A 17,021-nucleotide genomic window follows, 5' to 3' on the forward strand; every position below is an offset into this window, starting at 1 on the left:
CTTAAAAATTATTAAACAAATCAATCGTTTCTCCTTCGGCAACAGTTACGATGGCTTTTTTCCATACGCGACTTTTTTGCTCAACGACACCTCTATTCGTAAACTTCGTAGAGGATTTACCACCGCCATAAGTGAGTGTGCGTACATTCACAACGTGAACTCCGTACATCTTTTCGACAGCGCTTTTTATTTCCAATTTATTCGCCTTGCGATCAACTTCGAAAGCGAAACTACCGTTTTCATTAGCGGCAGTTGCTTTTTCTGTTATAATTGGCTTTTTGATAATAATGCTCATCATCAATTAATTTAAAATCTTTTCGATTACTTCGATTGAACTTTCTGTTAATACAACTTTCTTCGCATTCAACACATCGTATGTGTTAACCGAATCAGCAGATACAACTTTAACGCGTTGTAGGTTACGTGAAGACAAGTAAACATTGTCGTTACCTGCTCCTACGATCATCAACACCTTCTCGTTTAACAAGTTCAAGTTCGATAACATCGATCTGAATTCTGCTGTTTTTGGTGTTGCAAGCGCTACATCTTCTACTACTAAAATTGAATCCAATTTTGCTTTATAAGCGAAAGCAGATTTACGTGCCAAACGCTTTAATTTGATATTCAATTTGAAGTGGTAGTTACGAGGGCGTGGTCCGAAAATACGTCCACCACCTACACGTGTACCAGATTTAACACTACCAGCACGAGCACCACCCGTACCTTTTTGTTTTTTAATCTTTCTGGTAGATCCAGCGATCTCAGCTCTTTCCTTAGACTTGTGCGTTCCTTGACGACGATTCGCCAAATGTTGCTTAACATCCAAATAAATTGCGTGATCATTTGGTTCGATTCCAAAAATTCCGTCAGACAAGGTTACCTTTTTGGAAGTAGCCTTTCCTTTGCTATCAATTACTTTTACTTCCATTATTTCTGAATTGTTACGGTTGAACCTTTAGGTCCTGGAATAGAACCTTTAACTACGATTAAATTTTTGTCAGCCAAAATACGTAATACCTCCAAGTTCTCTACTGTTACGCGTTTGTTACCCATTTGTCCAGCCATGCGCATTCCTTTGAATACACGTGCAGGATAAGAACAAGCACCAATTGAACCAGGAGCACGCAAACGGTTGTGTTGACCGTGAGTTGATTGTCCAACACCACCAAAATTGTGACGTTTTACAACTCCTTGGAAACCTTTACCTTTTGATGTTCCAGCAATTCCAACGAATTCACCTTCTTCGAACATTTGAACGTCCACTACATCTCCAAGATTAAGTCCGTCAAAACCTTTAAACTCTACCAATTTAGATTTTGGTGTTGTTTTAGCTTTTTTGAAATGACCTTTCAATGCATTTGGAGTGTTGCGCTCTTTACGCTCTCCAAATCCTAATTGAATTGCCTCGTACCCATCTCGATCTTGTGTCTTAACCTGAGTCACTACACAAGGACCAGCTTCTATTACTGTGCATGGCGTTGCCTTACCCTCGGCACTGTAGACGCTAGTCATTCCGATTTTTTTACCAATAATTCCAGGCATACTTTACTAATTATAAATTATAAATTATTAAAGTGATGTAAATCTCAATGTCGGGGTGAAAAATTTTCACCCCGACCAGAGTATTTCATCACACTTTAATTTCTACATCAACTCCCGAAGGAAGTTCTAATCTCATTAACGCATCAACAGTTTTAGAAGAAGAACTGTAGATATCCAACAAACGTTTGTAAGAACACAATTCGAACTGCTCACGCGCTTTTTTGTTAACGTGTGGAGAACGCAATACTGTGTAAATACGTTTGTGCGTTGGAAGTGGAATTGGACCACTAACTACTGCTCCTGTTGCTTTAACCGTCTTAACGATTTTCTCAGCCGATTTGTCAACCAAGTTATGGTCGTACGACTTTAATTTAATTCTAATTTTTTGGCTCATTACTCGTTTGTATTAAGCGGATACTTTTCCGTTAATTTTTGCAATCACTTCTTCTGCTACGTTCTTAGGCGCTTCTGCATAATGCGAAAACTCCATAGAAGACGTTGCACGACCTGACGATAACGTACGCAATTGCGTTACATATCCAAACATTTCAGATAAAGGAACATCAGCTTTAACAACTTTACCTCCTGCTTTATCATCCATACCTTTCATCATACCACGACGACGGTTCAAGTCACCTACAATATCTCCCATGTTTTCTTCCGGACAAATCACTTCTAATTTCATGATCGGTTCCAACAAGATTGGTTTACATGCTTTCAATGCATGGCGATATGCCATTTTAGCTGCCATCTCGAACGACAATGAATCTGAATCGACCGCGTGGAATGAACCATCAATCAATTCTACTTTCATTGCTTCAACAGGGAATCCAGCCAAAACTCCATTTTTCATAGATTCTTTGAAACCTTTCTCAACAGATGGGATAAATTCACGAGGAATGTTACCACCTTTGATAGAGTTAACGAATTCTAATCCAGTTTTCTCAGCATCTGTTTGTGGAGAAATCTTAACCAAAATGTCCGCGAATTTACCACGTCCACCAGATTGTTTCTTATACTGCTCACGGTGTTCAACAGGAATTGTAATATCCTCACGGTATGTTACTTGAGGAGCACCTTGATTTACTTCAACCTTGAACTCACGACGTAAGCGGTCAACGATAATGTCTAAGTGCAACTCACCCATTCCTGAGATAATTGTCTGTCCTGACTCCTCATCCGTATTTACACGGAAAGTCGGATCCTCTTCAGCCAATTTATTCAATCCGTTAGATAAACGGTCAGCATCTGCTTGAGTTTTAGGCTCAATTGCAATACCAATTACCGGATCAGGGAAATTCATAGATTCAAGAATGATCGGATGCCCTTCAGCACACAATGTATCTCCTGTACGAATATCTTTAAATCCAACAACAGCACCGATATCACCAGCACCTAACTCATCAATTTGATTTTGTTTGTTTGCGTGCATTTGGAAGATACGAGAAATACGTTCTTTTTGATTTGAACGTGTATTGTAAACGTATGATCCAGCAGGTAATTTACCTGAGTAAGCACGGATAAAACACAAACGACCTACGAAAGGATCCGTTGCAATTTTAAACGCCAATGCAGCAAATGGAGCATCGTAAGATGGTAAACGCTCTTCTTCTTCATCTGTTTTAGGATTGACTCCAACGATGGAACCGTTATCCAATGGAGAAGGAAGAATTTCCATTACCATATCCAACATTGCCTGTACACCTTTGTTTTTGAAAGATGAACCACACATCATCGGAACTACTTTTCCTGAGATTGTAGCTGCACGTAATGCAGTCAAGATCTCACGCTCTGTCAATGAATTCTCATCTTCGAAGAATTTCTCCATCAAAGTCTCGTCAAATTCAGCAACTGCTTCCAATAATTCACTTCTTAAACGTCTTGCTTCGTCAACGATATCTGCAGGAATTTCAACTTCTTGAAAAGTCATCCCCATATCGTGCTCGTTCCATTCAATTCCTTTAAAGTTGATCAAGTCAACAACTCCTCTGAAGTTATCCTCGTCACCAATATTGATTTGCAATGGTAAAGCATGGCTACCCAACATTTCTTTCACCTGTGCACACACGTTTAAGAAATCTGCTCCCTGACGGTCCATTTTGTTAACGAAACCGATACGTGGAACATTGTAGTTGTTTGCCAAACGCCAGTTTGTTTCAGATTGAGGCTCAACACCATCAACTGCTGAAAACAAGAAAACCAACCCGTCCAATACACGTAACGAACGATTCACCTCAACTGTAAAGTCAACGTGTCCCGGAGTATCGATGATATTGATGTGGTAGTTATCTCCTCTATATTTCCAATTTACTGTTGTAGCAGCAGAAGTAATGGTAATACCACGTTCTTGCTCTTGCTCCATCCAGTCCATTGTAGCTCCACCGTCGTGAACCTCACCAATCTTGTGGTTTACACCAGAATAGTAAAGAATACGCTCAGTAGTTGTTGTTTTCCCAGCATCAATGTGAGCTGCGATACCAATATTTCTTGTGTATTTAAGATCTCTTGCCATTTCTTAGAATCTAAAATGTGAAAATGCTTTGTTAGCTTCAGCCATTCTTAAAGTATCTTCTTTCTTTTTGAAAGCAGCACCTTCTTCTTTTGAAGCAGCAATAATTTCAGAGGCTAATTTACCAGCCATAGATTTCTCATTACGTTTACGAGCGTAACCAATTAACCATTTCATAGCCAATGATTGTTTACGTCCTTCACGAACAGGAGTAGGGATTTGGAAAGTAGCTCCACCAACACGACGAGAACGAACCTCCACTGATGGAGTAACGTTTTCCAATGCTTTTTTGAACACTTCTAATCCTTCTTGATCTTCTAATTTTTTATCTACGATCTCTAACGCGTCGTAGAAAATTTTAAATGCCAAATTCTTTTTACCAGAATACATTAAGTTGTTAACGAACTTTGTTACTACAACGTCATTAAACTTTGGATCTGGGAGTATGGCTATCTTCTTCGCTTTTCTTCTTCTCATCTCTTCAAAGTTTTATTATTTCTTAGCTTTTGGACGTTTTGTTCCGTACTTAGAACGACGTTGTGAACGGCCTTCAACACCTGCAGTATCTTCCGCACCGCGAACGATGTGGTAACGAACCCCTGGTAAATCTTTAACCCTTCCACCACGCACAAGAACCAATGAGTGTTCTTGTAAGTTGTGACCTTCTCCACCGATATAGGCATTCACCTCTTTACCGTTGGTAAGACGAACACGCGCTACTTTTCTCATAGCTGAGTTCGGCTTCTTAGGTGTAGTGGTGTACACACGTACACATACTCCTTTGCGCTGCGGGCAAGAATCCAAAGCCGCTGACTTTGATTTCTTTACTACCGCAGTCCTTCCCTTTCGCACTAACTGTTGTATAGTTGGCATACAGTACTCAAATTTTGATAATTAATAAATATAATATTCCCCAAAGAACACACTTTGAGGGGTGCAAAGATAGAGAGAAAATCTTAGGATGCAAGAAATTTGCTAAAAAAGTGCTGTTTTTGAACAAATTAATGTTGATATAGTATTCTTCCACGTCAATTCATAGTCTGATGATAATTTATGAGAATTGACTTAACTTTGAATGCAACTATCATAACAACATATGCGGTTTATACTAATTACCTTTTTGATTCTCACAACTCAAACAACAAATGCACTAGAAAAGTTAAATGTTAAGTTGAATAATTATGCTAAAGCCTGTCCTGAACACACATCAAAAAATCTAAAAACATTAGTCGATTACCTCTACAAGGGAGGGAACACACAAACCCAGCGAGTTGAATTGTTTTGTTACTGGATAGCGGACAATATTGCGTATGACACGGAAAATTATATCTCTGGAAAAGATACCGACACCGATGATATTCTCATCTCTAAAAAAGGGGTCTGTCAAAACTATGCTGAACTCTTACAAAAAATGTGTGAATCTATTAGAATCGAATGCCACATTGTATCCGGATATTCCAAAGGTTATGGCTATTCAAAAAACGAACCCTTTCAAGATCCTAATCATGCTTGGAATATTGTCAAGGCTGATGGCAAATATCTTTTTATTGATGCAACCTGGTCTAGCGGATATGTTGATATCGTTAAAGGCACTCTCACCTTTTTCAAAAAACTTGAAATTGAGGAAATATTTGCTGAGCCAGACTCCTTTCTCAGCACACATCTTCCTGGTGATCCCAGATGGCAAATACGAAACAATCCAATCACAATGAAAAGCTTTGCTTCGAATGATTCAATCAAAAACATGCTAAAACTCACTCTTCCCAAATACAATTATCTTGACAGTTTAAAGACCTACATTGCTTCTGACAGCTTGGATCGTAGAGTTATTTCAGCTATTAGTACTTACAATTTTCATCCGGTTAATGCTAATCTTACGGAAGTAGGAGACGCTTATTACCATAAGGCATGGACAATAAGTCACAATTCAAATCAGATTAAAAATTATGAAACTGCAATCATCTGGTATAATAAGTCTATTACTGTTTTCTCCAAGCTTAACAATCCTTACGGAGTAAAATGGATTAATCATGCGAAAACAGGAATTACCCATTGCAACTATCAACTAAAAAAACTAAAAGAAGCTGCTCCAAGTAAGTCGATGAAATAATTCAGAGAAAATTTCAAATGAAAAAAGTGACCAAATTCCAGTCAACTAATTTCAGAAAAATAATCGGATGCTAACAAGCTTTATTTCTTCGGATTTTGCTTTAAAAAACCCCTTTTTTAAATTGTTTCAGATCTTTTACAAAATTACCAAGAAATAGTTTACTAAAATTTAAGATTTTCTAAACAAGACTAAATCGTTTTACATCTGAATATTCCAATTTTCAAGAGTTTAGGCTCACTGAAAATTAATCTTACCTTAACTTTAACTTGATTACACCTACACTACTTTAGCAAAAAAATTCGCTACAATATGAAGTTATTTCTCTCCTCCTCCTTATTGTTCCTGTTTGGTTCTATTTCTGCTCAAACAACTATTGCTACTCAGGATTTTGATGGAGGCACTCCAGTATGGGGCTACTCCAATACAGGTGGAGCAACTGTTACCGGAAACTCCGCTGCCGGTGACAGACCGGCTTCATCAACCGTTTATACAAGCGCAACAACAGCTTTTGGTACAATTAATACAACATCTACATTAACCTTTACCAATATAAGCGGTTTAGCATCTTACACAACTAAGTATGTTGAGTTCCGTTTAGCATCCTGGTCTATTGGATCAACAGGCAATGGTGCTGAAGCTTCTGACGCAGTCAATCTGGACATCTCTTTTGACGGTGGTGCAACTTATTCCAATGAAATCCAGGTTACCGGAAGCTCAACTAGTAATGCATACTGGCATTACAGTACAGGAACAGGTTTGGCAACAGCTGTCTATGACGGAAATAATACGGCCACCAATTTTGCACCCACAGGTTCAGGTAACAGAACAACAGACGGTTATTCTACCGTTCATTTGGATCTTCCGAACTCATGTACACAAGTGCAAATCCGCATCCGTTCAAATAACAACGCTGCAGCAGAACGCTGGACGATTGACAATGTAAAACTAATCGGAACACTCTCTACTCCTTGTTCGCCCGGGGCAGCACCCACAACAAATGCAAGCGCGATTATCTCTACCGATTTCTGTACAAGTTCTCAATTGAGCTTTACAGCAGGAAACGGAGCGAATAGAATCGGAGTCATCTCGTTGACGAACTTCTCCAATACGCCTGTGAACGGAACAAGCTATGCAGCAAATGCGTCGTATGGATCAGGATCAACGATTGGAGCGGGAAACTACGTCGTAATGAATGGAAGCGGGAACACTGTTACTGTAACTGGACTTTCTTCCGGAACAACTTATTATTTCAAAGTTTTCGAATACAACGGAACCAGTGTCAACTGCGATGAATCATATCAGATTACATCAGTAGCTACCTATTCCTTTACAACCCAATCCAATTGCAACACTCCTCAAATCCGTTCGATTCTGGCAGATGCCTGCTCAAGTGTGGAAGGATTAGATGAGCAAGTAATCATCGAGAACGGTGCAAATCCTTTATCAGTAAACAGCATTTCACTTGCATTTCCATCAGGAGGAACTTATTGTAATTCCGGTTGCGGAACAAATACGCTTGGCAACAATGCGGCTTACATCGCTCAATTAAATACCCTCGCGGGTTGCGCATTGTTTACTTATGCAGATCCGATCCCGGCAGGACAAATCATTGTGGTCTTTACAGGACAAACACCTTCCTACGTATTTGATTATTCTCCTCAGTGTCCTTCAACACAACAATATTATGCGGTTTTCTGCAACAATACCAGTACAGCCGGACGATTTGCAAATAGCGGTACCGGAACACGAACACTGGATGCTATTTTTAGCGGAACAAACGAATCTGTAACTTATGCACCAAACTCATTGGGTGGAAACGGAAGTTTTATTGATTTCGATGATCCGGGAAATCCGACTTATCATGTTGACCCTACTTGTATTTATCCTCTAGGCATTGAATTGCTAAACTGGCAAGCTTCCATGATGGATAATGATGTTTTACTGACTTGGACCACACTTTCAGAAACCAACCTCAACCAATTTGAAGTTCTCAATGTAGATCCTTATAACAAGACGGAGCAGGTTGTTCAAACAATTTATGTTGAAGAAGGGAATTCCAACTCAAGAAAAGAATATTCAGCAGTTGATCCAAATCCGAATCCGGGAATGAATTATTATCAATTACTGTCGGTAGACCGTGATGGAAAACAGCAACGAAGCGAAATCATTGCCATTAACACTCAATCTTCAGAGCAATATGCCAGATATAATTCAGGAACTATCATCTTCGGGAAGGCACTGAAAAAAGGAGATGCATTGACATTCTACAACTGCGAAGGGAAAGAGATCAGTTCATTCGATATTCATGAAGCAAGTAACTTTGTAGAGCAGGAATTGAGTAATGGCGTTGCATTGATACGCATTACTTACCGAAATGGTTTTTCAGAAGTAATAAGGCTGTTAGTAACCAATTAATCAGGAAAACAAACTAGAATTTAAAACAAATAAAGCAGCTCTATTCAAGTTGCTTTATTTGTTTTTGTCAAGTCATTATTATTTATTCAGAAGCTGAACTGGTTTAACCATCAATTGACCGTTTGAATTTTCAAATAATTCTCTACTTACTTTGATTCCTAGATACCCACCGCTCAAGTGCAGAACTTTTAGTCACAAGCAAAAAGCCCAAGATAACTTTCAACAATGACAACAATGTCAGTTTAGAAGCGAACAACTGTAAATTCCCCAAAAATTCAGGGATACTTTGAGTCAATGAGTAAATCCCAATAACCGCAATCGCAATCTGTAAAATTTTACTGCTTTCAATGTTTGCATCGATTCTCTTTTCAGGAATGGATTCTTCCAGATGAAACCGCTTAATAACAGAATCTGTCCGGAATAAAAACATGTAAGCGAAAACAGCCTCTACAATAAAAACAGCGAATCCGGCGGGACCTGCCTTATCTATATTAAAGGTTGCCAAAGAAAAAACGAGCATCATGATCGTGCCGTATGCAAAGTAGACTCCAAAGATTTTGATGATGATGGACCAGAGCGTGATTAATTTCATAATAGATTACAGCGGTAAAAGTATGAAGGCAAAAATAAGATTATCTCTCAAATTCGCTGTTAGTTAATGGATAAACATGGAGTATTGTGAAAAATGTTCGCATTTCATACAAAGCAAAAAAGTCACTTTCAATTTCCGAATCAAATTCAGTCCATCATCTTCCCGAAATTTGAATCGGTTTGATACTATGCGCTCCGTTTGAATTTTCGATTTTCAAATAATAGGTTCCCTGAGGCAATTCCGTCAGATCAATTTCTGTTAAAGTCAAATTCGCATCAAATTCTTTCAATGTCAATTTATTGTACTGATGAATAATTTATAGGAATTGACTTACCTTTGAATACAAATTATCATAACAACACATGCGGTTTATACTAATTACCTTTTTGATTTTCACAGTTCATACTGCAGATGCATTAGAAAAGTTAGATATAAAGTTGAACAATTATGCCAAAGCTTGTCCTGAAAACACATCCAAAAATCTAAAAACATTAGTAGATTATCTCTACAAGGGAGGAAATACGCAAACGCAACGAGTTGAATTATTTTGTTACTGGATAGCAGACAATATTGCATACGATACAGAAAGCTATATATCCGGTAAAGACACTGACACGGATAAAATTCTCATATCAAAAAAAGGTGTTTGTCAAAACTATGCTGAGCTTTTGCAAAAAATGTGCGAATCCATTAAGATCGAATGCCATCTTGTTTCTGGTTATTCCAAAGGTTATGGCTATTCAAAAAACAAACCCTTTCAAGATCCTGATCATGTATGGAATATTGTTAAAGCTGATGGCAAATATCTTTTTATTGATGCGACCTGGTCTAGCGGATATGTTGATATAGTTAAAAGTACTCTTACCTTTTTCAAGAAACTTGAAATTAAGGAAATATTTGCTGAGCCTGATTCCTTTCTCAGTACACATCTTCCAGGTGATCCAAGATGGCAATTACGAAACAATCCAATTACAATGAAAAGTTTTACATCGAATGATTCAATCAAAAACATGCTTAAGCTCACACTTCCCAAATACAATTACCTTGACAGTTTAAAAACCTATATAGCTGCTGACAGTTTAGATCGCAGAATAATCTCGGCCATTAGTATTTACAATTTCCATTCGGCTACTGCTAACCTTATTGAAGTAGGTGACGCTTATTACAATAAAGCATGGACAATAAGTCACAATTCAAATCAGATTAAACATCATGAGGCTGCAATTATCTGGTATGACAAATCAATTACCGTTTTTTCAAAGCTTAATAATCCTTATGGAATGAAATGGATTAATAATGCGAAAAAAGGGATTAACTATTCTAGTTATCAAATAAAACTGCTAAAAGAAGTTGCTCCAGAAAGCAAATAAAATAATCTGGAGAAAATTTTAAATAAAAAAGGCGACCAAAAAGTCGCTTTCAATTTCCGAATCAAATTCAGTCCATCATCTTCCCGAAATTTGAATCGGTTTGATACTATGCGCTCCGTTTGAATTTTCGATTTTCAAATAATAGGTTCCCTGAGGCAATTCCGTCAGATCGATTTCTGTTAAAGTCAGATTCATATCAAACTCTTTCAATAATGCTCCAACCACATTAACAAGCTGAATATTCCTTAAAGGTATATCCGATAGCAATTCGATCTTTCCGGAAGAAGGATTGGGAAAGACAGAAACATGATTTAATTCGGCTTCGTTCACTCCAAGATGCATTTCACATGACTGACTATTCGGATTGTAGTACAAACTATCATCTTCAAAGCAGATAAAGCTTACCTGATCGTATTCAACGATAGAGCTGTCGCAATTGGTCGGGAAGGGAAGTAAATAACCCTCTGAGGATCCAAAGCGAGAGTTTGCCTTTCCTGATAAATATACATTGGAGCCGGGGGCATGGCTCAAAGTTAGTTCCGGATAATTCTCTCCGCCAATGGTAACCGTTGCTGCGGATTGAACCACGCATATAGATGTATCATTACATCCAAAAGCAGAACCGCCGGTTTGCAAATACCAGGTATCATTCATTGTCGCTGAAAAATCATAAAGCACGGAAAAGTGATCCACGTCCCAGTGAAAAACCGTATCATTCGAAGTATAAACAATCCCTGAAATATAACCGCTTACGGATTCGAAATAATTACCGTTAGGTCCTGTCAGCATAAAGCTGTGTCTTTCTGCTTTCAGTTTCGTACACTGCTTCCCCAAAAGAGTGGTATCCCCATTTTCCCAAACCTTGATATATCCGGTTTCCCCAACGTTGAAAAAACGGTAATGCCAAACGGCGTTTCCTTTGGTCCAAATAGATTGTGCCAACGAAGACAAACTGATCAATGCAAAAATGAATAGTAAACTTTTTTTCATGTCGATGATTTATGAGGTTAACGGTTAAAAATACAACTTTAGAAAAATCGGGAAAATAAATTCCTCAAAAATTAGTGACTGTTTTTTTCTAAACCTTCATTTCTACGCTTCCAAAATAAGGAATCAGACCATCTTTTCTCTTTGCTGTAAAAGTACTTATATGTAGATTCAAACTGAATAAATTGCTTTCGGATATCTTCCCTGAATTGTTCAACACCTGATTCATCTCCCGAAATCAACTCATTTTTAATCACCAGTGATGCATTACATGCGCTGGAAATCGAAAAACCCACTCCCAATGACGCAATCGGATCAAAGGCAGCAGCAGCATCACCAACAGCCAAAAATCTTGGAACCCCGCTTACATCCGTATACTGACTGGAAGCACTTCTTACCCATGGTGTCGAAGTCAAAAACTGATATTCATCAAGAGATTCTTTAACATGAACTGTTTTTCCCAATTCCTCAAGCCATTTCTCTGTCGTACTCCATTTATTTTCAGAAATCAGATCCGCATCGGAAAAGAAAACTGCAGTGGCTATTCCATTTGGGAGAAAGGCATGGTACCACCAGCCGTTTTCTACTGCTTCGATGGTTTGCTTAATCGAACAAGGCTTTGATAACTTCATGTGCATACCAACTCCGGTTAACTTATCTTTCTTTTGGACTTCAACTCCCAATATTCTGCCAACACTCGCTTTTCTTCCGGTAGCATCTACCAAAAACTTAGCCTGAATTGTTATTTCATCTCGTTCCGGATGTTGTAATGTAACCTTCCAACCATCTTCATTCGATACATAGGTTTTACATTTCGTTCTAGGGAAAACCAAGCCACCCCGCTCTGAAACAGTCTCCAGCAACTTCAAATCAAATTGAATGCGATTGAGCTGATAGGTTTCTATTTCTGTTGTGAAAATATTATCCCTATTTACTTTTTCCGGGTTTCCCCAAACGGAAGAATGACTGTGTGAGGAAATAAACGTATCCGATTCGAAATCTTGCCTGCTTAACTTCAGATAATTGAGCAGAGGAAAGATAGCCCCGGACACATGTTCCCCAACCCGTTCCGAAGTCAGATCTGAATGTTCTACTACAACGACCTCCAAATCAGAGTAAGCCAACAATCCCAAAGCAGTGGAGGCCCCTGCAGGACCTCCACCTATGATTAAAACATCTGTTTGAAACATTTCCTTTCAAATTATCGGCGTGCACGCGTTCCTGAACGAGGCATTCCCAATCCTCCGGCAGCAACCTCAATAGCTTTGAATGCCCTCTGTTCCAAAGCAGAAACCAAGAGCATTCCTTTATTACCTTTTGCCTGAACAGATTCCATATTCGGATCAATGTAATAGACAGGAATAGTTGTTTCACTATCTTGAGTGTTTCCGCTAATCTGACTAACAGGAACTTCTTCAAAAGTAAACAAGACATTATTTCGTTCTGTTTCCGTGAAATAAGGATAACCAAAAGAACCTGAGTTTCTGTTGCGGATAAATGCCAAAGCAGACCAGTGTTCCACCATTTGAACAAAACTATTTATTCCTCGCGCATAATTCATCTGCTGTCCCATCGGAACATTAAAATCTGTAAATGATTGCTCTTCTATTGTCATATCTCCAACCAATACATCCCAAGGACTTTGAGGTGGCCACCAGTATGAATAATAAGCCGGAGGTAAAGGCTGCCCGGCTTCTTTATTAATTGCAGGAACTGTAAAGTTGATATACTGAATTGTACACTGAAAGAAATCTGCCTGCCACGGACAAGCCATTCTTTTCGTTAAATCTCCAGGCTGACAACCTCCCCCTTCACATTCATCTCTTGACGGATTCAATCCTGTTTGATTGTAGCCATTCTTCCCTTTTTCATCTGCTATTACAAAAGGAGCTTTATAAATACTCGGATTTTGTAAACTCCATGTCACTTCAATTCCGGGACACATCGGCAAACCGACGCAATTTCCAGCTGCTGCCATATCCATATAACTAACAGGATAAGGTGTAAAATCAGGATTACTCTCAAATTTCCCATTAGCCCATTGTTCCATGAAAAAATACTGCGTTTCATTCAGTGAAAGAAACTTTACAACTGTAACATTACTAACAGAATTACTTCCTGAATTCAAAGGCATCATTGGAAAAATATCTGGTCCATTTTCTAAAAACAGGGTTCCGGAAGGTTGATTCGGAGAAGGATCACTAGTTCCATTTGGTTGACGGAAGTAGGAAAGATACTTCATCCGGTTAATCATATTTGCATCCGAGGCATCTGAAAAGTCAAATATTGCACTTGTCAAAGCTGTCATTGGTTGCACATTAGCTACCCATTGATAATTTGCCATTCGCTGAATAATCGGCAAAATGTCGCGTTGAAAATTCACCTTGTAATTTGTATTCCATTGATTATCGGAGTAAACATCCGGCATCAGATTAAAATTTCTTATCCCAACGTCCAACATTGTATCACTTAGGGCAGAAATATTGACAATTTCAGGAGCATAATCCGGTGAGCCGACGATTACCCATGCCTGAAGATTAACAGCAGGTGTTCCGTCATTAAAGTTGACTGTACAATAAACGGGACCGTCTGAAATATCGTCATGCCAGGTATTCGAACCTCCGTAACTTGTCAAGGGTTCATCTCCTCCGGCATTTCCGTAACCACCCAATACAATTAACCTTCCGTAACTATCTGTCTGTAAATTACCCAGAGACAAAATCGGAGTGCCATACTCAACATTTGACGGTGGAAAAGATGCAGGATATCCGTCAGGAACAGAATCCTGGGTGAAACTGGCAGAAGCCTCAGCGCCCGAAACAGTTCGCGGTCCGGGATCAATGATCAATTGTTGGCGGGCATCTCCTGAAACATCCGGATTTCTGAAGGCTACCTTTCTGTTTTCATAACTGTTTTCATTACCGAAAAGCAGGTTTCCTTCTAATTCGCTGTACTGATACCAAGCAGCTTTTTTATTAGCCAAATGAACAGTCCATTCGATGCTTGCTACGTTAGCCGTTTTTACCGTAACTTCATTCCCATTGTCGTCATAAATGGAAAATGGCTGTCCCTGCCTCCTTACTCTTCCTGCCGCATCTTTAAAACGTACTACAGGACCGAGTTTGTTGCCAAGACTGTCAGATTCATAGGGTAATCCTCCGATTGCATCCGGAGCGAGATAAAATTGTCCAGGACTGTTTCCCAACCGGGCAACACCTAGTGATGGATGAATGTTTAAATTCATAATAGTGAAGTGAATAATGGTTCTTAAGTGCTTTTCACACCCTTGTGACCAAAATAAACATTCTACTTCATTATTTAAATATTTTCAAAGACTAAATATTCAACAATTTAAAAGAGCGGCATATTAAAAGATCATTTAAACAAAACAATCTCTTATCCATCAATAGGTTTAATAGCTCAAGTTACGGGTGCGTTCCTAAACCCGATAACAAACTGCATTGATATTCATCCCTGCTCCAACGGAAGCAAACAACACAATATCTCCTTCTGTGATTTTATATCCGTTCATTTCCTCTCGTTTCACCATACTTAACAAGGTAGGAATCGTTGCAACAGAACTATTTCCCAGCTTATGAATATTCATCGGCATCAGATGTTCCGGCATATTAGAAACACCATAGAGCTTGAACAGTTCACGAACAATAGCCTCATCCAGTTTTTCATTTGCCTGATGAATGAAAATCTTCTTCACATCGGTGATTAAAACTCCGGCCTTATCCAAACAATCTTTCATTGCTAAAGGCACATTCTTGATTGCATATTCGTAAACTTTTCTTCCTTTCATTTTCACGTAGCGAATGCGCGGGTCGGATTCAGGGAAGTTTGATTTTCCCAGATTGAGATAAGTCACCTCATCTTCACAATGACTTTGTGCACTAAAGGAAAGTATTCCTGAGTTTGAATCCTGCAATTCGAGGATGGTTGCCCCTGCTCCATCGGAAAAAATCATACTGTCGCGATCATGCTGATCCAATACCCGACTGAGAGCTTCGGCTCCAATGACCAAACATTTTTTTGCCATTCCCGCCTGAATGAATGCATGTGCTTGAATCAGTCCTTGTAACCAACCCGGACAACCGAATATCAGATCGTATGCTACACAATTGGGATTCTTGATTCCCAGATTGTGCTTTACCCGTGAAGCAATGGAAGGAATCATATCTGTTTGGATCGTATGCTTAACCACATCTCCAAAATTGTGCGCCACGATAATCTGATCTATTGTCTCGCGGTCACAATTCACATCTTGAATGGCATCTTCTGCGGCACTGGTTGCCATGTCCGAACAATTCATATCGGAAGTGGTATACCTTCTTTCTTCAATTCCTGTTATGGTCTCAAACTTGCGGGCAATCACTTCAGGATTCAATGGAATAGGCTGCTGATTTTCATCATAAAATTTGTGAAGTGCGAAGTCACCATTTGTTTTGATAACAGTCGGAATGTATCTTCCGACACCTGTAATTACACTTTTCATGCTCAACTAAAAACGTTAATAAATAATTACAGAAGCTCTGGGGTACCGATGATTGCTATCGGCTTGTTTTTTCCTTCAGAGTAGGGCGCTCAGATCAAAGGTAAGAACAATTTAACGGGATGGTGTTTTTTTAATGTTTTTTATAGGAAAGACAGGCAAAAAAAGTAATTTTTACTAGCTCAAATTCTATTTTAATTGTTCTTCCAGTCTCACCAAGGCTTTAAAAAAGGCCAATTCCCATTCTTTCCGATCATGCCCACCTGTCCAGGTAACAAGGAAATGAGAAATCCCACGTTTTATGAAGTATTCTTCCATTCGAAGGGCTTCTTCTTCAACATGCTGCATTTCCCTTATACCATAACCCAGATAAAAATAAATCCCATCCTTTTCCTTCCATTTGAACGGTTTCTCTGTTCCTCCAAAAACTGAGAAGAGTATAAAACACTTAACCAATTCCGGATGATCCTGTGCAAGAGAAACACCAAAATCTGCACCATTTGAAACCCCATAAAAAATACGCTCTTGCGGTTTTATGGAAACCCGATAGTTGGATTCTGCATATTGGATCAATTCCTCCGAATAGAATTTCATATGCTCATTGAATCTGATGGTCAAAGGAGATTCGGGATTATACTTCATCCGCATGTAATCCAGGTTCCTGTATTCCACCCCGCCAACCGGTTGTTCATTAGAATGAGAACCGATCAGTATAAAAGGCGCTGTTAATTTATTTTCAATCAGCGAATCCATGCTTTTTCGATAAAAATCGGTGATTAACTGACCATCAGTAGTATAAATTACGGGATAAACAATTGAATGTTCATCGTATTTATCCGGAAGATAAATAGTGATCCTGCGGTATTCATTTAAGCTGCTGCTGAACAGTGAATCCGTGAAAAATCGGGATTGAGCGCTGCCCGCTAAAGGAAGGGATACAAATAAAAAGAAAAACAGCTTATTTTGAATCATGGATGATTTGGCTTTCGAACATGAAA

Annotated in this window: 17 protein-coding genes; 3 read left to right on the top strand and 14 right to left on the bottom strand. The window is 38.9% G+C overall.

Going from position 1 to position 17,021, the window contains the following annotated elements:
• Position 1: 1 nt before the first annotated feature.
• From rplW to rpsL, 7 genes are all read right to left on the bottom strand, one after another.
• Positions 2 to 295 carry a 50S ribosomal protein L23 gene (gene rplW, locus AAG807_RS16225; protein WP_294861395.1) on the bottom strand — a complete coding sequence of 98 codons (294 nt, stop codon included), beginning with the start codon at positions 293 to 295 and terminating at the stop codon, positions 2 to 4.
• Positions 296 to 301: 6 nt separating this feature from the next.
• Complete coding sequence (rplD, locus tag AAG807_RS16230) at positions 302 to 928, bottom strand: 50S ribosomal protein L4 (RefSeq protein WP_341906201.1); 627 nt, start codon at positions 926 to 928, stop codon at positions 302 to 304.
• On the bottom strand, positions 928 to 1,542 hold the full coding sequence (rplC, locus tag AAG807_RS16235) for a 50S ribosomal protein L3 (protein WP_294861391.1): 615 nt from the start codon (positions 1,540 to 1,542) through the stop codon (positions 928 to 930). Before rplC ends, rplD begins: the two co-directional genes overlap by 1 nt.
• Before the next feature lie 88 nt (positions 1,543 to 1,630).
• A complete protein-coding gene (gene rpsJ / locus AAG807_RS16240) occupies positions 1,631 to 1,936 on the bottom strand; it encodes a 30S ribosomal protein S10 (protein WP_013685556.1) in 306 nt (101 codons plus the stop codon).
• 12 nt (positions 1,937 to 1,948) lie between these two features.
• On the bottom strand, positions 1,949 to 4,054 hold the full coding sequence (gene fusA, locus AAG807_RS16245; RefSeq protein ID WP_341906207.1) for an elongation factor G: 2,106 nt from the start codon (positions 4,052 to 4,054) through the stop codon (positions 1,949 to 1,951).
• A 3-nt stretch (positions 4,055 to 4,057) separates the two neighbouring features.
• Positions 4,058 to 4,528 carry a 30S ribosomal protein S7 gene (gene rpsG / locus AAG807_RS16250; protein WP_124744418.1) on the bottom strand — a complete coding sequence of 157 codons (471 nt, stop codon included), beginning with the start codon at positions 4,526 to 4,528 and terminating at the stop codon, positions 4,058 to 4,060.
• Positions 4,529 to 4,543: 15 nt separating this feature from the next.
• Positions 4,544 to 4,924 (bottom strand): 30S ribosomal protein S12, encoded by a 381-nt coding sequence (gene rpsL / locus AAG807_RS16255; protein WP_124744417.1) that lies wholly within the window; start codon positions 4,922 to 4,924, stop codon positions 4,544 to 4,546.
• Positions 4,925 to 5,171: 247 nt separating this feature from the next.
• Between rpsL and AAG807_RS16260 the strand changes: the two genes are divergently transcribed.
• Both AAG807_RS16260 and AAG807_RS16265 read left to right on the top strand, forming a co-directional pair.
• Positions 5,172 to 6,161 carry a transglutaminase domain-containing protein gene (locus AAG807_RS16260; protein ID WP_341906214.1) on the top strand — a complete coding sequence of 330 codons (990 nt, stop codon included), beginning with the start codon at positions 5,172 to 5,174 and terminating at the stop codon, positions 6,159 to 6,161.
• A 309-nt stretch (positions 6,162 to 6,470) separates the two neighbouring features.
• Positions 6,471 to 8,576: a hypothetical protein gene (locus AAG807_RS16265; protein ID WP_341906216.1), complete on the top strand. Its 2,106-nt coding sequence runs from the start codon at positions 6,471 to 6,473 to the stop codon at positions 8,574 to 8,576.
• A 142-nt stretch (positions 8,577 to 8,718) separates the two neighbouring features.
• Here the strand turns inward: AAG807_RS16265 and AAG807_RS16270 are convergent, their stop codons facing one another.
• Together AAG807_RS16270 and AAG807_RS16275 are read right to left on the bottom strand one after the other, a co-directional pair.
• On the bottom strand, positions 8,719 to 9,168 hold the full coding sequence (locus tag AAG807_RS16270; protein WP_341906219.1) for a hypothetical protein: 450 nt from the start codon (positions 9,166 to 9,168) through the stop codon (positions 8,719 to 8,721).
• A 154-nt stretch (positions 9,169 to 9,322) separates the two neighbouring features.
• Positions 9,323 to 9,457, bottom strand: a complete 135-nt coding sequence (locus AAG807_RS16275; protein ID WP_341906222.1) for a hypothetical protein — start codon at positions 9,455 to 9,457, stop codon at positions 9,323 to 9,325.
• Positions 9,458 to 9,530: 73 nt separating this feature from the next.
• Here AAG807_RS16275 and AAG807_RS16280 point away from each other — a divergent pair, with 73 nt between their 5' ends.
• Complete coding sequence (locus AAG807_RS16280) at positions 9,531 to 10,538, top strand: transglutaminase domain-containing protein (protein ID WP_341906224.1); 1,008 nt, start codon at positions 9,531 to 9,533, stop codon at positions 10,536 to 10,538.
• Between the two features lie 75 nt (positions 10,539 to 10,613).
• Here AAG807_RS16280 and AAG807_RS16285 read toward each other — a convergent pair whose 3' ends face one another.
• The 5 genes from AAG807_RS16285 to AAG807_RS16305 all read right to left on the bottom strand — a co-directional run bounded on the left by AAG807_RS16285 (position 10,614) and on the right by AAG807_RS16305 (position 16,995).
• Complete coding sequence (locus AAG807_RS16285) at positions 10,614 to 11,528, bottom strand: T9SS type A sorting domain-containing protein (RefSeq protein WP_341906227.1); 915 nt, start codon at positions 11,526 to 11,528, stop codon at positions 10,614 to 10,616.
• Positions 11,529 to 11,599: 71 nt separating this feature from the next.
• Positions 11,600 to 12,715 carry a lysine-epsilon-oxidase maturase LodB gene (gene lodB / locus AAG807_RS16290; RefSeq protein WP_341906231.1) on the bottom strand — a complete coding sequence of 372 codons (1,116 nt, stop codon included), beginning with the start codon at positions 12,713 to 12,715 and terminating at the stop codon, positions 11,600 to 11,602.
• Between the two features lie 11 nt (positions 12,716 to 12,726).
• Positions 12,727 to 14,769, bottom strand: coding sequence for a CTQ-dependent lysine 6-oxidase LodA (lodA, locus tag AAG807_RS16295; RefSeq protein ID WP_341906234.1), 2,043 nt, complete (start codon positions 14,767 to 14,769; stop codon positions 12,727 to 12,729).
• Between the two features lie 195 nt (positions 14,770 to 14,964).
• Positions 14,965 to 16,026, bottom strand: a complete 1,062-nt coding sequence (locus tag AAG807_RS16300) for a ketoacyl-ACP synthase III (RefSeq protein ID WP_341906237.1) — start codon at positions 16,024 to 16,026, stop codon at positions 14,965 to 14,967.
• Between the two features lie 186 nt (positions 16,027 to 16,212).
• On the bottom strand, positions 16,213 to 16,995 hold the full coding sequence (locus AAG807_RS16305; protein ID WP_341906241.1) for an alpha/beta hydrolase-fold protein: 783 nt from the start codon (positions 16,993 to 16,995) through the stop codon (positions 16,213 to 16,215).
• Positions 16,996 to 17,021: the final 26 nt, after the last annotated feature.

It is taken from the genome of Fluviicola taffensis DSM 16823 (assembly GCF_943372375.1).
Lineage (GTDB): Bacteria > Bacteroidota > Bacteroidia > Flavobacteriales_D > Crocinitomicaceae > Fluviicola > Fluviicola taffensis_A.

Coding starts and splice junctions, on each gene's coding strand:
- AAG807_RS16270 (WP_341906219.1), bottom strand. CDS start 9,168: ATGAAATTAATCACGCTCTGGTCCATCATCATCAAAATCTTTGGAGTC.
- AAG807_RS16265 (WP_341906216.1), top strand. CDS start 6,471: ATGAAGTTATTTCTCTCCTCCTCCTTATTGTTCCTGTTTGGTTCTATT.
- rpsJ (WP_013685556.1), bottom strand. CDS start 1,936: ATGAGCCAAAAAATTAGAATTAAATTAAAGTCGTACGACCATAACTTG.
- AAG807_RS16300 (WP_341906237.1), bottom strand. CDS start 16,026: ATGAAAAGTGTAATTACAGGTGTCGGAAGATACATTCCGACTGTTATC.
- lodA (WP_341906234.1), bottom strand. CDS start 14,769: ATGAATTTAAACATTCATCCATCACTAGGTGTTGCCCGGTTGGGAAAC.
- AAG807_RS16285 (WP_341906227.1), bottom strand. CDS start 11,528: ATGAAAAAAAGTTTACTATTCATTTTTGCATTGATCAGTTTGTCTTCG.
- rplD (WP_341906201.1), bottom strand. CDS start 928: ATGGAAGTAAAAGTAATTGATAGCAAAGGAAAGGCTACTTCCAAAAAG.
- fusA (WP_341906207.1), bottom strand. CDS start 4,054: ATGGCAAGAGATCTTAAATACACAAGAAATATTGGTATCGCAGCTCAC.
- lodB (WP_341906231.1), bottom strand. CDS start 12,715: ATGTTTCAAACAGATGTTTTAATCATAGGTGGAGGTCCTGCAGGGGCC.
- rpsG (WP_124744418.1), bottom strand. CDS start 4,528: ATGAGAAGAAGAAAAGCGAAGAAGATAGCCATACTCCCAGATCCAAAG.
- AAG807_RS16305 (WP_341906241.1), bottom strand. CDS start 16,995: ATGATTCAAAATAAGCTGTTTTTCTTTTTATTTGTATCCCTTCCTTTA.
- rplW (WP_294861395.1), bottom strand. CDS start 295: ATGAGCATTATTATCAAAAAGCCAATTATAACAGAAAAAGCAACTGCC.
- rpsL (WP_124744417.1), bottom strand. CDS start 4,924: ATGCCAACTATACAACAGTTAGTGCGAAAGGGAAGGACTGCGGTAGTA.
- rplC (WP_294861391.1), bottom strand. CDS start 1,542: ATGCCTGGAATTATTGGTAAAAAAATCGGAATGACTAGCGTCTACAGT.
- AAG807_RS16280 (WP_341906224.1), top strand. CDS start 9,531: ATGCGGTTTATACTAATTACCTTTTTGATTTTCACAGTTCATACTGCA.